Here is a 15,532-nt window from a genome sequence, read left to right as displayed (position 1 = left end):
GGGGACACCATGGCTTTACCACGCAAGCTGAAACATCTGAACCTGTTCAACGACGGGAACAACTGGCAGGGGATCGTCGAGTCGCTGACCCTGCCGAAATTCACCCGTAAGTTTGAGAAGTATCGCGGCGGCGGGATGCCCGGCGCGGTGGACGTGGATATGGGGCTGGATGACGGCGCTATTGATACGGAGTTCTCCATCGGCGGCACCGAGCTGCTGTTGTTTAAACAGATGGGCAAAACCACGGTGGACGCCATCCAGCTGCGCTTTACCGGCTCTATCCAGCGTGACGACACCGGCGAGGTACAGGCCGTCGAACTGGTTGTGCGCGGGCGTCATAAGGAGCTGGATTCCGGCGAGTGGAAGACCGGCGAAAGCAGCACCACCAAAGTGACCAGTACCAACAGCTACGCGAAGCTGACCATTAACGGCGAAGTGCTCTATGAGGTCGATCTGGTCAACATGATTGAAATCGTGGACGGCGTGGATCTGATGGAAGCGCACCGTAATGCCCTAGGCCTCTGAATAACTTGAACGGCGCGGGCAACCGCGTCAGTACGCATATACAGGAAAAGAACATGAGCGATAAACCAACCGAAAAGACCGTGCAGCTGGATACGCCGATCACGCGTGGAAAGACGGAAATCACCGAGATTGTACTGCGCAAACCACAGTCCGGCGCGCTGCGGGGCACACGCCTGCAGGCCATTATGGATATGGACGTGGGCGCGATGATGACAGTTATTCCGCGAATCTCCACGCCGACCCTGACCGCGCAGGAAATGGCGGAGCTGGACCCTGCCGATCTCACCGCGCTGTCGGTTGAGGTGGTGACTTTTTTATTGAAGAAGTCGGTGCTTGCCGGTTTGCCGACTGCCTGACGGTTGATGATCTGGTGGCAGACATTGCCACCATCTTTCACTGGTCGCCGTCCGTCACTGACGTTATGCCGCTAACGGACGTGCTGGAGTGGCGACACAAAGCCATTCTGCGAAGCGGGGCCAGCGATGAGTGACAACAACCTGCGCCTGCAGGTGATTCTTAATGCGGTTGATAAGCTCACCCGCCCGTTCCGATCCGCGCAGGCCAGCTCGAAGGAGCTGGCAACTGCCGTCCAGCAAAGCCGTGCCCGTCTTAAAGAGTTAGATGCCCAGGCGGGCAGGATTGACGGTTTCCGCAAAGCCAGCGCGCAGCTGGCCGTCACCGGTAACAGCCTGAAAGCCGCCCGCGAAGAAGCGGCGAAACTCGCCACGCAGTTCTCAGCCACCAACCGCCCGACGGCGGCGCAGTCCAGACTGCTGGAGCAGGCAAAAAGCCGCGTCACCGACCTGCAGGGCAAATACAACGGTCTGCGCCAGTCGGTCCAGCGTCAGCGTCTGGCACTCAGTGAGGCCGGGCTGGATACGAAGAAACTTAGCAGCGCGCAGCGGGAACTCCGGCAGAACGCAGACGAAACACGTCAGGCGCTGGACCGTCAGATGAAATCCCTGAAACGCCTGGGCGAACAGCAGGCGCGAATGAATGCGGTCCGCGAGCAGTACTCCCGCCGTCTGGAGGTGCGGGACAGGATTGCCGGAGCCGGAGCAACCACCACGGCCGCCGGGCTGGCCATGGGCGCCCCAGTGATGGCGGCGGTGAAAAGCTACGCCAGCATGGAAGATGCCATGAAGGGCGTGGCAAAGCAGGTCAACGGCCTTCGCGACGACAATGGCAACCGCACCGCCCGGTTCTATGAAATGCAGGATGCCATCAAGGCCGCCAGCGAACAGCTACCGATGGAAAACGGCGCAGTAGATTATGCCGCGCTGGTTGAGGGCGGGGCGCGCATGAACGTGGCGAACCCGAACGATTCCTGGGCAGACCAGAAGCGTGACCTGCTGGCCTTTGCCAGTACGGCGGCTAAAGCGTCCACGGCGTTTGAACTGCCCGCTGATGAGTTGTCAGAGGGGTTGGGGAAAATCGCCAGTCTGTATAAAGTGCCGACCCGCAACATTGAACAGCTGGGCGATGCGCTGAACTACCTGGACGATAACGCCATGTCAAAGGGTGCAGACATTATCGACGTCCTGCAGCGGATGGGGGGCGTGGCGGACCGTCTGGACTATCGGAAGGCCGCCGCGCTTGGCTCTACGTTTCTGTCATTAGGTGCTGCACCAGAAATTGCGGCCAGCGCGTCGAATGCCATGGTGCGCGAACTGTCGATTGCCACCATGCAGAGCAAGCGCTTCTTCGAAGGCATGGACCTGCTCAAACTCAATCCAGCAGAGATTGAAAAGCAGATGACCACGGACGCCATCGGCACCATCCAGCGCGTGCTGGAGAAGGTCAACCATCTGCCGCAGGACAAGCGCCTGTCCGCCATGACCATGCTGTTTGGCAAAGAGTTTGGCGATGACGCGGCGAAGCTTGCCAACAACCTGCCGGAGCTGCAGCGCCAGCTCAGTCTCACATCCGGCGGAGATGCGAACGGCTCGATGCAGAAAGAGTCCGATATCAACAAGGATTCTCTTTCCGCGCAGTGGTTGCTGGTGAAAACGGGCGCGCAGAACGCGTTCAGTAGCCTGGGCGAAACCCTGCGTCAGCCGCTGCTGGATATCATGGACTCCGTGAAAGGCGTCACCGGTGCGCTGCGCCGCTGGGTGGAACAAAACCCGCAGCTGGCGGGCACGCTGATGAAAGTAGCGGCAGCGACTGCAGCGATCACCGTTGTGCTCGGCACGTTAGCGGTGGCCGTGGCCGCCGTGCTGGGTCCGCTGGCGGTGATCCGCTTTGGCCTGTCGATGCTGGGCGTGAAAACTCTGCCTTCCGTGACGGCGGCAGTAACACGCACCGGCAGCGCGCTGTCCTGGCTGGCGGGTGCGCCGCTTTCCCTGTTGCGTCGGGGAATGGCGTCATCCGGCGGCAGTGCCGGATTACTGAGCGCGCCGCTGAATGCCCTGCGCCGTTCGGCCGGGCTGGCGGGTAATGCGCTGAAAGCGGTAGGTGGTGCGCCTCTGCTGATGTTCCGCGCCGGAATGGTGGGCATTCGCAATGTTGTCGGCGCAGTGATGAACCCGCTGGCGGCGCTGCGCGGTGGACTCTTCGCCGCCGGTGGCGTACTGAGCTTTCTGGTGTCCGGCCCGCTGGCCATTTTGCGCGTGGCGCTGTACAGCATTTCCGGTTTGCTGGGCGCGCTGCTCAGTCCGGTAGGGCTGGTTGTGGCGGCGCTGGCAGGTGTGGCGCTGGTTATCTGGAAATACTGGCAACCCATCAGCGCCTTTTTAGGTGGCGTGGTGGAAGGATTCAAAGCTGCTGCTGCGCCCATCAGCGCCGCCTTTGAACCGCTCCGCCCCGTGTTTCAGTGGATAGGCGACAAAGTGCAGGCGCTGTGGGGATGGTTCACGGATTTGTTAGCCCCGGTGAAATCTACCGGCGAAGAGCTGAGCAGTGCGGCGGCGATGGGGCGCAGTTTTGGTGAGGCGCTGGCGGAAGGGCTAAACATGGTGATGCACCCGCTGGAGTCGCTGAAATCTGGCGTGTCGTGGCTGCTGGAAAAGCTCGGCATCGTTAGCAAGGAAGCGGCAAAAACGAAACTGCCGGAACAGGTCACGCGACAACAGCCCGCGACGGTCAACAGTGACGGCAAGGTGGTGCTGCCGCCTGGCGGGTTCCCGTCGATGGGCTTTGCGGGCATGTACGACACCGGCGGGGTGATCCCGCGCGGCCAGTTTGGCATCGTGGGAGAGAACGGCCCGGAGATTGTCAACGGTCCGGCGAATGTGACCAGCAGGCGACGTACCGCCGCGCTGGCGTCCGTGGTGGCCGGAGCGATGGGCGTGGCGGCAGCGCCTGCAGAGGCAGCGCCGCTTCATCCGTTCAGTCTGCCGATCAGGGCATACCAGACACAACCTGTGAAGGCAGACAACCCGCCGTCGGTGATCCGCTATGAGATTAACGCGCCGATCCATATCACCGCCCAGCCGGGGCAGAACGCGCAGGATATTGCCCGTGAAGTAGCGCGGCAGCTCGATGAGCGCGAACGCCGGGCCAGGGCGAAGGCCCGCAGCAATTACAGCGATCAGGGGGGATACGATTCATGATGATGGTGCTGGGTTTATACGTCTTTATGCTGCGCACCGTGCCGTATCAGGAGCTGCAGTATCAACGCAGCTGGCGACACGCGGCCAACAGCCGGGTGAACCGCCGCCCGTCCACGCAGTATCTCGGCCCGGATATCGACTCGCTGACGCTGTCCGGCATGCTGCTGCCAGAAATCACCGGCGGCAGGCTGTCCCTGCTGGCGCTGGAGCAGATGGCGGAGCTGGGGAAAGCGTGGCCGCTGATTGAGGGCAGCGGGACTATCTACGGCATGTTTGTGATCGAGAGTCTGGGTCAGACCAAAACGGAATTTTTTGAGAGCGGAATGCCGCGGCGGATTGAATTCACGCTGACCCTAAAACGGGTGGATGAGTCGCTGTCTGAGATGTTCGGCAGCCTGAGTGACCAGCTCAGCAACCTGCAGGACACGGCGGCCTCGGCGATTGGCAAGGTGAAAAATATGGCAGGAGGGCTGTTGTCATGAATCTGAACAGCGATCTGCTGGACCTGAACAGCAAAAGCCCGGCGTTCAGCATCATCATCGAAGGTAAAGACGTGACGACGGTGATGGATGCGCGCCTGATGAGTCTGACGCTGACGGACAACCGGGGCTTTGAAGCGGACCAGCTCGATCTGGAGCTGGACGATGCGGACGGGATGATTGTGCTGCCGCGTCGGGGAGCTGTCATCCACCTGGCGCTGGGCTGGAAAGGCCAGCCGCTTTTTCCGAAAGGCGGATTTACCGTGGATGAGATTGAGCACTCCGGCGCGCCTGACCGGCTGACTATCCGTGCGCGCAGTGCTGACTTCCGCGAAACCCTGAACACCCGGCGTGAAAAGTCCTGGCACCAGACCACTGTTGGGGAGGTGGTTAAAGAGATTGCCGCCCGGCACAACCTTAAACTGGCGCTGGGCAAGGACCTGACGGACAAAGCGCTGGATCACCTGGACCAGACCAACGAGAGCGATGCGAGTTTCCTGATGAAGCTGGCGCAGCAGTATGGGGCGATTGCCTCCGTGAAGGACGGAAACCTGCTGTTTATCCGCCAGGGGCAGGGGAGAACGGCCAGCGGCAGGTTGTTGCCGGTTATCACTATCACCCGCAAGGCCGGAGACGGACACCGTTTCACCCTGGCAGATCGCGGGGCATACACCGGCGTCATCGCCAGCTGGCTGCATACTCGTGAACCGAAGAAGAAAGAGACCACGCAGGTGAAGCGCCGCCGCAAGAAAACCGCTGCGCCCAAAGAGCCGGAAGCGAAGCAGGGGGATTATCTGGTGGGAACCGATGAAAACGTGCTGGTTCTCAACCGGACCTACGCCAACCGCAGCAATGCGGAACGGGCGGCAAAGATGCAGTGGGAGCGCCTGCAGCGCGGAGTGGCGTCCTTCTCCCTGCAGCTCGCAGAAGGGCGGGCAGATCTTTACACCGAAATGCCGGTGAAGGTCAGCGGCTTCAAGCAGCCCATTGATGATGCGGAGTGGACCATCACCACGCTGACGCATACGGTCAACCCGGACAGTGGATTTACGACCAGTCTGGATCTCGAAGTGAAAATTGATGAGTTCGAAATTGAATGATAGGTTCTCATTATTGAATAATGATGTATCATTATTGCGACTAGAGCAAAGGTGAGCGGAGGTGAGTGAATATGATGAATTGCCCATTGTGCGGACTTTCTGCACATACGCGTAGTAGTTTCCAAGTCTCAAGCGAAACCAAAGAACGCTATAATCAGTGCACCAATATTGAGTGCGGGCATACTTTCGTGACGCATGAAACGTTTGTGCGTTCTGTGTGCCGTCCAGAGAAAGTAAGCTCGGCCCCTCCGCATCCGAAAGGGTTGCAGGAACAATTTGCATACTAACCCGCTGATGGCGGGTTTTTTATTACCTGATGCCGCCACAACCAAACGGCTGTCGCCATTTTGCCGCCACTACCAAAGACAAAGGGGCTACGTTTTCACGTAACCCCTTGTTTTATTTGGTGGAGCTGGGGGGATTTGAACCCCCGTCCGAAATTCCTACATCCTCGGTACTACATGCTTAGTCAGTCTTTACATTCGCCTGGCACCTGCGGACAGACACGCCACTACCAGACTAGCCTGATTAGTTTTAACACTTCAGCCCCAGGCAGGACATCCATGCGATCTCTTTTGGGTTTGACCTCTCTTGATCCCCGTCCTAAGAGCGGAGGCTAGGGAGAGAGGGCTCTTAGCAGGTTATTAAGCTGCTAAAGCGTAGTTTTCGTCGTTTGCGACTATTTTTTTGCGGCTTTTTACGAGGCAAACCGCCCCTCGGCATGCACCTTGGGTTTCGCAAATCCCGTCGAATCCAGAATCAGCCCCAATGTGTTGAACCCAGTATATCAGAACTGGCATCGGTGATGCCAGCGTGGAACGATAAGTTCTTAAATCAGTGTGAAAAGTACAAAATTCAGGCAGAAATTAACGGCCTGCGTGCTTCATGATACGCGCTTTGTCGACCTGCCATTCACGGTCTTTCACGTCATCACGTTTGTCATGCTGTTTTTTACCCTTCGCCACGCCGATTTTCACTTTGCACCAGGCATTTTTCCAGTACAGAGACAGGGCGACGACGGTGTAACCTTCGCGGTTAATGCGGCCAAAAAGTGAAGCCAGTTCGCGCTGATTGAGCAGCAGTTTACGCGTGCGCGTCGGGTCGCAAACGTAGTGTGAAGAGGCGACGGCCAGCGGCGTAAAGTTTGCGCCAAACAGGAAGGCTTCGCCATCAATCAGAATCACATAGCTGTCGCTGATGTTGGCTTTACCTGCGCGCAGGGATTTGACTTCCCAGCCCTGCAACGCAAGGCCAGCTTCGAATTCTTCTTCAATGAAGTACTCATGGCGGGCACGCTTGTTCAGCGCAATGGTTGCCGAGCCAGGTTTATGTGCTTTTTTCTTCGTCATAAGTGTCGTGAAGCCATAGGTAATCTGAGTTCAAAAAGTAACCTCATTCCGATTGCATCCTGTGAGGTCCAACGCGCTATCTTAGCACGAGATAAGGCTTAGCGTTTTTTTAACAGGGGATAAATGTTATTATTTGTCCGTTGTGTGACCATGGAAAATGCTATGCCTCAGATTAGCCGTACTGCGCTTGTGCCTTACAGCGTGGAACAAATGTACCAGTTAGTGAATGACGTCCAGTCTTATCCGCAGTTTATTCCGGGATGTACCGGTAGCCGGGTGCTGGATGCTGGCCCGACGCAGATGACTGCCGCCGTGGATGTGTCCAAAGCGGGGATCAGCAAAACGTTCACGACCCGTAATACACTAACCAACAATCAAAGTATTTTGATGCAACTGGTGGATGGGCCGTTCAAAACGCTGATGGGTGGCTGGAAGTTTACGCCACTGAGTGCTGATGCTTGCCGCATCGAGTTTCATCTGGATTTCGAGTTCACCAATAAGCTGATTGAACTGGCGTTTGGCCGCATCTTTAAAGAGCTGGCCTCCAATATGGTTCAGGCATTCACCGTGCGCGCCAAAGAGGTTTACAGTGTCGCCTAAAATCACGGTGGAAGTGGCTTACGCCCTGCCGGCAAAACAATACCTTCAGCGGGTGAAGCTGGACGAGGGGGCAACCGTTGAAGAAGCGATTCGTGCCTCTGGTCTGCTGGAACTGCGTAGCGATATCGATCTGTCGAAGAATAAAGTCGGTATCTACAGTCGACCGGTCAAACTTGCAGATGTTGTGAGTGATGGCGATCGCGTTGAGATTTATCGACCGTTGATTGCCGATCCGAAAGAGTTGCGCCGTCAGCGGGCGGAGAAGGCCGGGAAGTAGGGCGAAGCGACGTTAAGATACAAAAAAGGTGCTCAGTGAGCACCTTTTTGCATTTCTGAAACCTTACTGTTTGGTAAGCGCCGGTTTGTTATCAATGTTGGTTAACACACCGCTGCTGTTGAAGGTCAGGGTCAGCGTCTGCTGCGTAACACCTTCATGGCCAGGCTGCTGGCGGAAGACATAGAACCAGGTGTTAGTGCCGAACGGATCGGACATCATCGGGGTTCCCAGTGCATAAGCGACCTGCTGTTGTGTCATACCGACACGAACTTTAGACACATCGTTAGGTGTGAGGTAGTTCCCCTGGTTGATGTCAGGACGGTAAACCACTCGCTCCAGAGTGGAACAACCTGCGGTCAACATCAGAAGAACCGCTGCGACAGCGGTCAGCGTTTTACAGCGCATAGTGATTTGATTCCTTTTCGGGCCCGAGCAATACGCGGCTCATATGTTATATGCCGATGATAATAGACCTTGCCCCACTTTGAAACCGGTCTGACGGCGTTTTTGTTGTTCTGTATGACCCTGAGATCCCGAAAAAGTTTATGCAGCCAGCAGTTCTTTCGCATTCGCCAGCGTATTGCGCGTCACTTCACTACCGCCAAGCAGACGTGCCAGCTCCTGCAGGCGCGCCTTTTTATCCAGCGGGTGCATATGCGTTTCCGTCATTTCACCGTCGGTTTCTTTGCAGACATAGAAATGTTGATGCCCACAACCGGCTACCTGCGGCAGGTGGGTGACACACATGACCTGAGTGGATTCACCTAACTGACGTAACAATTTGCCAACGACGGCGGCGGTCGGGCCGCTGATCCCCACGTCCACTTCATCGAAGATCAGCGCCGGGGTTTCCATTTTACGCGCCGTGATCACCTGAATTGCCAGAGCGATGCGCGAGAGTTCCCCACCAGAGGCGACCTTGGAAATGGCCTGTAAAGGCTGGCCTGGGTTGGTGGTCACACGAAATTCAATGCGGTCTGCCCCTTCGGCGGTGAGATGATTGACTTCAAATTTCACGTCGATGGTGAAGACACCGTGTGGCATAGACAGCGCATGCATGCTGTCCGTGATGTGCTGACCCAACTCCTGAGCATAATGCTGGCGAACATCGTGAAGCTGCTTCGCCGTGGCCAGCGCCTGTTGATGATGGACATTCACTGCCAGAGACAGCGTTTCCAGCGAGTCGGCCTGATCGTCGAGCTGCTGCTGCTCATCCAGCAACGACTGGTGATAGTTCGGCAGCTCTTCTGGTGTGACGTAGTGTTTACGTGCCAGGGAGATCTGCCGGGAGATGCGCTGCTCCAGCTCGAATAAGCGGTTAGGGTCGAGATCCAGGCGCTCACAATAGTGACGCAGCTCTTCACCGGCTTCTGAAATTTGAATCGCCGCCTCTTCCAGCATATCCAGCACGCCAGACAACTTGCTGTCGAGACCGACCAGTTCGGTAACCTGTTGGCGCACGGTGTAGAGCTGGCTTTGCAGGTTGGTATCTTCGCCATCAGCCAGCAGATTCAGCGCTTGCTGGCTGGTCGAGATTAAATGCCCGCTGTTGGCGAGCCGTTTGTACTCTTCGTCGATCTGCTCAAACTCACCCGGCTGCGGGTTGAATTCGTTGAGTTCCTTCAACTGATAGTTCAGCAGTTCGGCGCGCGCGGCGCGCTCCTGACTTTGCTGCTGATGCTGTGCCAGTTCGCGGCAGCTTTGATGCCACTGACGATAGTGTTCAGCCATCAACTGAGTGAGCGCGTACTCACCGGCATAGCCATCAAGCAGGGCTTTTTGCTGTTCAGGTTTAATGAGCTGCTGATGCGCGTGCTGGCCATGAATTTGAATCAATAGCTGGCCCAGCTCACGCAACTGAGAAAGGGGAACCGCAGTCCCGTTGATAAAGCCGCGAGAGCGGCCATCGCTGCTGATGACGCGGCGAAGTAAACACTCACGTCCATCTTCGAGTTGATTGACTTCAAGCCAGCGCAGCGCGGCAGGGGTATCTTTTAAGGAAAAGCGCGCGCAGAGATCGGCGCGGCTAGCGCCGGTGCGCACGATGTCGCCTTCTGCGCGACCGCCCAGACACAAGCCGAGCGCATCAATGGCAATAGATTTACCTGCACCGGTTTCACCGGTAATGGCCGTCATTCCGCTCTGGAAGTCGATCTCAAGCTCACGAACAATGGCAAAGTTGCTGATGGTCAGTTGTGCCAGCATAATTGTTTTCCTGTATGAAAAACCATAACTGTGTTTTCATACAGTATAAACTGGTTTTTTATCCAGTAAAGTGCTGGATGCAAATTTAGAACAATTTTTTTGACCAGCCGAGCTTAGAACTTAATGTGTTGAAATAGCTGTAGTCTTTCGGATGTATCAGATTCAGGTGGTAGTCACAGCGGCGAATTAACACGTCTTCGCCTTCCTGTATCGGTAACGCGATCTGGCTGTCGCAGCTGATTTCAAGATCGTTGCGGCGGTGCGAGAAGCGCAGGCGGATGGTGCTGCTGCTGTTGATAACCAGTGGGCGGGCCGAAAGGGTATGCGGGAACATCGGCACCAGAGTGATAGCATCCAGCGAGGGGGTCAGAATAGGCCCGCCAGCGGAGAGGGAATAGGCGGTCGAGCCGGTTGGCGTCGAGATGATTAGCCCGTCAGAGCGCTGGGAGAAGGCGAAGACTTCATCGATATAGACTTCGAATTCAATCATATGGGCGACTTTTCCCGGATGCAGGACCACTTCGTTGATGGCCGTGCTGATCCGTTTCTGGCAATCCTGCTGGCATACCTGCGCTTCGAGCAAAAAGCGTTTTTCGCTGATGTAATGGCCGTCCAGAACGTCGGCTAACTGCTGATGGGCGTTGTCGGGATCGAGGTCGGTCAGGAAGCCCAGGTTACCGCGGTTGATACCAATAACTTTAATATCGTAGCGTGCCAGAGTGCGAGCCGCGCCAAGCATGTTGCCGTCACCGCCGACGACTACGGCGAGATCCGCCTGCTGGCCAATCTCCGCCAGCGTGCCGGTCTTCACATTTTTGAGCTGCAATTCCTGCGCAATTTGCTGCTCCACCATCACTTCGTAGCCTTTTGCGCACAGCCAGCGATACAACATTTCATGTGTCGTCAGCGCCGTAGGGTGACGTGGATGTCCGACAATCCCAATACACTTGAAATGATTATTCATTTTCTGGAGGTCCTTGTGCCGATTGATGGTGACAATATGCTTTGTTCCCTTGAATCCCGGAAACTGATCCCCATAATAAGCGAAGTTAGCGAGATGAATGCAAAAAAACGCGGAGAAATTCATGAGTAGTAAAGAACAGAAAACGCCTGAGGGGCAAGCCCCGGAAGAAATTATCATGGAACAGCACGAAGAAGTTGAGGCTGTAGAGCCGGATGCTTCTGCTGAGCAGGTGGATCCGCGCGATGAAAAAATTGCGAATCTGGAAGCTCAGTTAACTGAAGCCCAGAATCGTGAGCGCGAAAGCGTGCTGCGTATCAAAGCGGAAATGGAAAACCTGCGTCGCCGTACCGAGCTGGACGTGGAAAAGGCGCATAAGTTCGCGCTGGAGAAATTCGTCAACGAGCTGCTGCCGGTGATTGATAGTCTGGATCGTGCGCTGGAAGTGGCTGATAAAGCTAACCCGGACATGGCGGCGATGGTCGAAGGCCTTGAGCTGACGCTGAAATCCATGCTCGACGTGGTGCGTAAGTTCGGTGTTGAAGTGGTTGCGGATACCAACGTAGCGCTGGACCCTAACGTCCACCAGGCGATTGCGATGGTTGAATCTGAAGATGTAACTGCTGGCAACGTGCTGGCTGTGATGCAGAAAGGCTATACGCTGAACGGTCGTACTATTCGTGCCGCGATGGTCACTGTCGCGAAAGCGAAGGCATAATTTGCCTCTGTAGTGCCGGGTGGTGGCATTGCCTCACCCGGCCTACATACTAGCGTTCTGCTACGCTATCCCGCAGCGGTTTGACCGGGATAACTTTCACCTGTTTGATCATATTGTCCTGCACGTCCAGGATATCAATATCGTACTGGCTGATGCGCACACGGGTGCCGGATGCCGGGATCTCTTCCAGTGCTTCAAGAATCATACCGTTAATGGTGCGAGCGTCGTCTTCCGGCAGATGCCAGTTAAAGGCTTTGTTGAGTTCACGCACGTTGGCGCTGCCGTCGATCAGCACCGAACCGTCGTTTTGTGGCGTAACCTCTTCGGCGAGCGATGGCGACATTGACGTCGTAAAATCACCAACGATCTCTTCCAGAATATCTTCGACCGTCACCAGCCCCTGGATATCGCCATACTCGTTGACCACCAGGCCCACTTTCTTTTTATTACGCTGGAATTTCACCAGCTGCGTACTCAGCGGCGTGCCTTCTGGAATGATATAGAGTTCATCGGCGGCGCGGAGCATCACCTCTTTAGTGAACTCTTTTTTCTCGGTCATCAGGCGATAGGCTTCGCGCACGCGCAGCATGCTGATGGCGTCATCCAGTGAATCACGGTACAGCACGATGCGGCCATGGGGAGAGTGGGTCAGCTGGCGGACGATGGCTTTCCAGTCGTCGTTGATGTCGATACCCACGATTTCATTACGCGGCACCATGATGTCGTCAACGCTCACTTTTTCCAGATCCAGCACCGACAGCAGCATGTCCTGATTCCGGCGCGAAATCTGCGAGCGGGATTCATGCACGATGGTGCGCAGCTCGTCTTTGCTCAGTGCGCTGCTGATCACCACGTCGGCTTTTATACCGACCATGCGCATCAGCAGGCGGGTAACCATGTTGAGCAGCCAGACCAGAGGCATCATCAGGATCAGCAGCGGGCCGAGCAGGAAGCTGCTCGGATAGGCGACTTTCTCCGGATAGAGGGCGGCGATGGTTTTCGGCAGGACTTCAGCAAACACCAGGACCACAAACGTCAGTACACCGGTCGCAATCGCGACACCGGCGTTGCCATAGAGGCGCATCCCAACAATAGTGCCCAGCGCGGAGGCGAGAATATTGACCAGGTTGTTGCCGATCAGCACCAGGCTAATCAGACGATCGGGCTTGCGCAGCAGCTTTTCAACGCGTCGGGCGGCACGGTTGCCTTGTTTAGCGCGATGACGTAACCGGTAGCGGTTCAGGGTCATCATGCCGGTTTCTGAGCCGGAGAAGTAGGCGGAGATGACCACCATGACGATCAGGGTGACGATCAGCGTGGTGGTGGAGATGTGTTCCAGGGGGAACTCCTTTGTTGCTTAGCCGACGAACTGCTGTATGACGCGGCTACCAAAGTAGGCCAGTGTCAGGATGCCAGCGCCTGCTACGTTAAACCAGACGACGCGACGACCGCGCCAGCCCTGGTGATAGTGGCCCCATAACAGGACAATATAGACAAACCACGCGATGATAGAGAGAACGGCTTTATCAATATTCTCAATGCTGAACAGGTTCTGCATATAAAACAGACCCGTGCAGAGCGTCAGCGTCAGTAGCACCACACCAATCTGAGTGATGTGGAACATCTTACGCTCAATGACCATCAGCGGTGGCATTTCCTGGTTGAAAACCAGCTTTTTGTTTTTCAACTGGTAGTCGATCCACGCTAACTGCATGGCGTACAGCGCCGCAATGATTAGCGTGGCGTAGGAGAACAGCGACAGACCGATGTGGACCATCATGCCCGGCGTAGTTTCCAGATGCGTAATGAACTCGTTTGGCACGAAGGTCGCGAACGCCAGATTGATCAGCGCGAAGGCGTAGACAATAGGGAGCAGCAGCCAGCCGCGATTCTTCGACGCGACAATCGTCATCACCGTACAAATCATCAGGCTGACCAGCGAGCCGACGTTCAGCACGCTCAGATTTTGTACGCTGCCGTCGCCCGGAATAATACGTGATTCCAGTGCGAACGCATGGCTTACCAGTGCGATAACTGCCGACAAAATAGCCATCCGTCGCCAGGCGCTGTTTTTTTGCAACAGGCCGGGAATGATCAGCGCAAGGCTGAAAGAGTAGGCAACAAGGGCGATCAGTGCGAAAACAGGCATATAGGCGTCGACAGTTGTCTTAATAAGAAAGATAAGCAGTATAACGTTACGTGACGCGCGCTCCAACCGTTGCATAACAACAAAGGCGCCTTCATGTTATACTGCGGCAAAATTCTGTGTACGTGTCGCGCTAGCGACCTAACGTTTCTACCTCAGGCGAGAGACAATGTTTGATAATTTAACCGATCGTTTGTCGCGCTCGCTGCGCAACATCAGCGGCCGTGGGCGCCTTACCGAAGACAATGTGAAAGAAACGCTGCGCGAAGTGCGCATGGCGTTGCTCGAAGCTGACGTGGCGTTGCCCGTTGTGCGCGAGTTCATCAGCCGCGTAAAAGAGAAAGCGGTTGGTCATGAAGTGAACAAGAGCCTGACCCCGGGTCAGGAGTTCGTCAAAATTGTGCGCAATGAGCTGGTTGCGGCAATGGGCGAAGAGAACCAGGTGCTGAACCTGGCCGCACAGCCGCCAGCGGTGGTGTTGATGGCCGGTCTGCAGGGTGCGGGTAAAACCACCAGCGTAGGTAAGCTGGGTAAATTCCTGCGTGAAAAGCACAAGAAAAAAGTGCTGGTCGTCTCTGCCGACGTTTATCGCCCGGCGGCGATCAAACAGCTTGAAACACTGGCTCAGCAGGTTGGTGTGGATTTCTTCCCGTCCGACGTCGCGCAGAAGCCCGTTGATATCGTTAATGCGGCGCTGAAAGAAGCGAAGCTGAAATTCTACGACGTGCTGCTGGTGGATACCGCCGGTCGTCTGCACGTCGACGAAGCGATGATGGACGAAATCAAACAGGTTCACGCCGCGATTAATCCGGTAGAGACCCTGTTTGTTGTTGATGCGATGACCGGTCAGGATGCGGCGAATACCGCAAAAGCGTTTAACGAAGCGCTGCCATTAACCGGTGTCGTGCTGACTAAAGTCGACGGTGATGCCCGTGGTGGTGCGGCGCTCTCGATTCGTCATATCACCGGTAAACCGATTAAATTCCTCGGCGTCGGCGAGAAGACCGAAGCGCTGGAGCCGTTCCATCCGGATCGTATTGCTTCCCGTATTCTTGGCATGGGCGACGTGCTGTCGCTTATCGAAGATATCGAGAGCAAAGTTGACCGCGCGCAGGCTGAGAAGCTGGCGAGCAAGCTGAAAAAAGGCGACGGTTTCGACTTGACCGACTTCCTGGAACAGCTCCGTCAGATGAAAAACATGGGCGGCATGGCCAGCCTGATGGGCAAACTGCCGGGCATGGGTCAGATCCCTGATAACGTGAAAGCGCAGATGGATGACAAAGTGCTGGTTCGCATGGAGGCGATCATCAACTCGATGACGCTGAAAGAGCGTGCGAAGCCTGAAATCATCAAAGGGTCGCGCAAACGCCGCATCGCCGCTGGTTGCGGGATGCAGGTGCAGGATGTAAACCGCCTTCTGAAGCAGTTCGACGACATGCAGCGCATGATGAAGAAAATGAAGAAGGGCGGAATGGCGAAAATGATGCGTGGGATGAAGGGCATGATGCCGCCAGGATTCCCAGGCCGCTGAAACAAGGGATATAAGGCTATCTTGTTTGCCATTTTAGCTCCGGGGTGTGCTCGAAATGCTCACGTACTACGTGTACGCTCCGCTTTC

Annotated in this window: 17 protein-coding genes and 1 other RNA gene; 11 read left to right on the top strand and 7 right to left on the bottom strand. The window is 56.0% G+C overall.

All coding sequences use genetic code 11. The features are described from left to right. Positions 1-9: 9 nt before the first annotated feature. The 7 genes from C0560_RS15565 to C0560_RS15535 all read left to right on the top strand — a co-directional run bounded on the left by C0560_RS15565 (position 10) and on the right by C0560_RS15535 (position 5,945). Entirely contained in the window at positions 10-525 is a 516-nt protein-coding gene (locus C0560_RS15565) for a phage major tail tube protein (protein ID WP_194513534.1), read from the top strand. 53 nt (positions 526-578) lie between these two features. Continuing rightward, on the top strand, positions 579-881 hold the full coding sequence (locus C0560_RS15560; RefSeq protein ID WP_248858983.1) for a phage tail assembly protein: 303 nt from the start codon (positions 579-581) through the stop codon (positions 879-881). A gap of 14 nt (positions 882-895) precedes the next feature. Further along, complete coding sequence (locus tag C0560_RS15555) at positions 896-1,015, top strand: GpE family phage tail protein (protein ID WP_202694107.1); 120 nt, start codon at positions 896-898, stop codon at positions 1,013-1,015. Beyond that, positions 1,008-4,079 carry a phage tail tape measure protein gene (locus tag C0560_RS15550; protein WP_248858982.1) on the top strand — a complete coding sequence of 1,024 codons (3,072 nt, stop codon included), beginning with the start codon at positions 1,008-1,010 and terminating at the stop codon, positions 4,077-4,079. The genes C0560_RS15555 and C0560_RS15550 overlap by 8 nt, the downstream gene beginning before the upstream one ends. Further along, positions 4,076-4,561 carry a phage tail protein gene (locus C0560_RS15545; protein ID WP_248858981.1) on the top strand — a complete coding sequence of 162 codons (486 nt, stop codon included), beginning with the start codon at positions 4,076-4,078 and terminating at the stop codon, positions 4,559-4,561. The genes C0560_RS15550 and C0560_RS15545 overlap by 4 nt, the downstream gene beginning before the upstream one ends. Further along, positions 4,558-5,658 carry a phage late control D family protein gene (locus C0560_RS15540; RefSeq protein ID WP_248858980.1) on the top strand — a complete coding sequence of 367 codons (1,101 nt, stop codon included), beginning with the start codon at positions 4,558-4,560 and terminating at the stop codon, positions 5,656-5,658. The genes C0560_RS15545 and C0560_RS15540 overlap by 4 nt, the downstream gene beginning before the upstream one ends. Before the next feature lie 71 nt (positions 5,659-5,729). After that, positions 5,730-5,945 carry an ogr/Delta-like zinc finger family protein gene (locus C0560_RS15535; protein WP_174343707.1) on the top strand — a complete coding sequence of 72 codons (216 nt, stop codon included), beginning with the start codon at positions 5,730-5,732 and terminating at the stop codon, positions 5,943-5,945. 117 nt (positions 5,946-6,062) lie between these two features. On the opposite strand, the gene ssrA is transcribed toward C0560_RS15535, so the two are convergent. Both ssrA and smpB read right to left on the bottom strand, forming a co-directional pair. Then, positions 6,063-6,425: a transfer-messenger RNA gene (ssrA, locus tag C0560_RS15530) on the bottom strand. 99 nt (positions 6,426-6,524) lie between these two features. Then, entirely contained in the window at positions 6,525-7,007 is a 483-nt protein-coding gene (gene smpB, locus C0560_RS15525; RefSeq protein WP_095282985.1) for an SsrA-binding protein SmpB, read from the bottom strand. 162 nt (positions 7,008-7,169) lie between these two features. On the opposite strand from smpB, the gene C0560_RS15520 reads away from it, so the two are divergent. Continuing rightward, entirely contained in the window at positions 7,170-7,607 is a 438-nt protein-coding gene (locus tag C0560_RS15520) for a type II toxin-antitoxin system RatA family toxin (protein WP_198520732.1), read from the top strand. Next, positions 7,597-7,884 carry an RnfH family protein gene (locus tag C0560_RS15515; protein WP_248858979.1) on the top strand — a complete coding sequence of 96 codons (288 nt, stop codon included), beginning with the start codon at positions 7,597-7,599 and terminating at the stop codon, positions 7,882-7,884. Before C0560_RS15520 ends, C0560_RS15515 begins: the two co-directional genes overlap by 11 nt. A gap of 63 nt (positions 7,885-7,947) precedes the next feature. Here C0560_RS15515 and bamE read toward each other — a convergent pair whose 3' ends face one another. The 3 genes from bamE to nadK all read right to left on the bottom strand — a co-directional run bounded on the left by bamE (position 7,948) and on the right by nadK (position 11,053). Beyond that, positions 7,948-8,289 carry an outer membrane protein assembly factor BamE gene (gene bamE, locus C0560_RS15510; RefSeq protein WP_100779241.1) on the bottom strand — a complete coding sequence of 114 codons (342 nt, stop codon included), beginning with the start codon at positions 8,287-8,289 and terminating at the stop codon, positions 7,948-7,950. A gap of 138 nt (positions 8,290-8,427) precedes the next feature. Continuing rightward, the gene (recN, locus tag C0560_RS15505) at positions 8,428-10,089 is read right to left on the bottom strand and encodes a DNA repair protein RecN (protein ID WP_248858977.1); all 1,662 of its coding nucleotides are present in this window, start codon (positions 10,087-10,089) and stop codon (positions 8,428-8,430) included. A gap of 85 nt (positions 10,090-10,174) precedes the next feature. Next, positions 10,175-11,053, bottom strand: coding sequence for an NAD(+) kinase (nadK, locus tag C0560_RS15500; protein WP_015960089.1), 879 nt, complete (start codon positions 11,051-11,053; stop codon positions 10,175-10,177). Positions 11,054-11,174: 121 nt separating this feature from the next. Between nadK and grpE the strand changes: the two genes are divergently transcribed. Beyond that, positions 11,175-11,768 (top strand): nucleotide exchange factor GrpE, encoded by a 594-nt coding sequence (gene grpE, locus C0560_RS15495; protein WP_142503618.1) that lies wholly within the window; start codon positions 11,175-11,177, stop codon positions 11,766-11,768. A 49-nt stretch (positions 11,769-11,817) separates the two neighbouring features. Here grpE and C0560_RS15490 read toward each other — a convergent pair whose 3' ends face one another. Both C0560_RS15490 and C0560_RS15485 read right to left on the bottom strand, forming a co-directional pair. After that, a complete protein-coding gene (locus C0560_RS15490; RefSeq protein ID WP_100779245.1) occupies positions 11,818-13,107 on the bottom strand; it encodes an HlyC/CorC family transporter in 1,290 nt (429 codons plus the stop codon). An 18-nt stretch (positions 13,108-13,125) separates the two neighbouring features. Beyond that, complete coding sequence (locus C0560_RS15485) at positions 13,126-13,917, bottom strand: inner membrane protein YpjD (protein WP_100780834.1); 792 nt, start codon at positions 13,915-13,917, stop codon at positions 13,126-13,128. Between the two features lie 166 nt (positions 13,918-14,083). Here C0560_RS15485 and ffh point away from each other — a divergent pair, with 166 nt between their 5' ends. Continuing rightward, positions 14,084-15,445, top strand: coding sequence for a signal recognition particle protein (gene ffh / locus C0560_RS15480; protein ID WP_100779246.1), 1,362 nt, complete (start codon positions 14,084-14,086; stop codon positions 15,443-15,445). The last annotated feature ends 87 nt before the right edge of the window (positions 15,446-15,532 follow it).

Source organism: Lelliottia sp. AC1 (assembly GCF_023278595.1).
GTDB classification, from domain to species: Bacteria; Pseudomonadota; Gammaproteobacteria; order Enterobacterales; family Enterobacteriaceae; genus Enterobacter; species Enterobacter nimipressuralis.
Note: the sequence above shows the minus strand (reverse complement) of the source record. Positions and strands in the feature narration are given on the sequence as shown.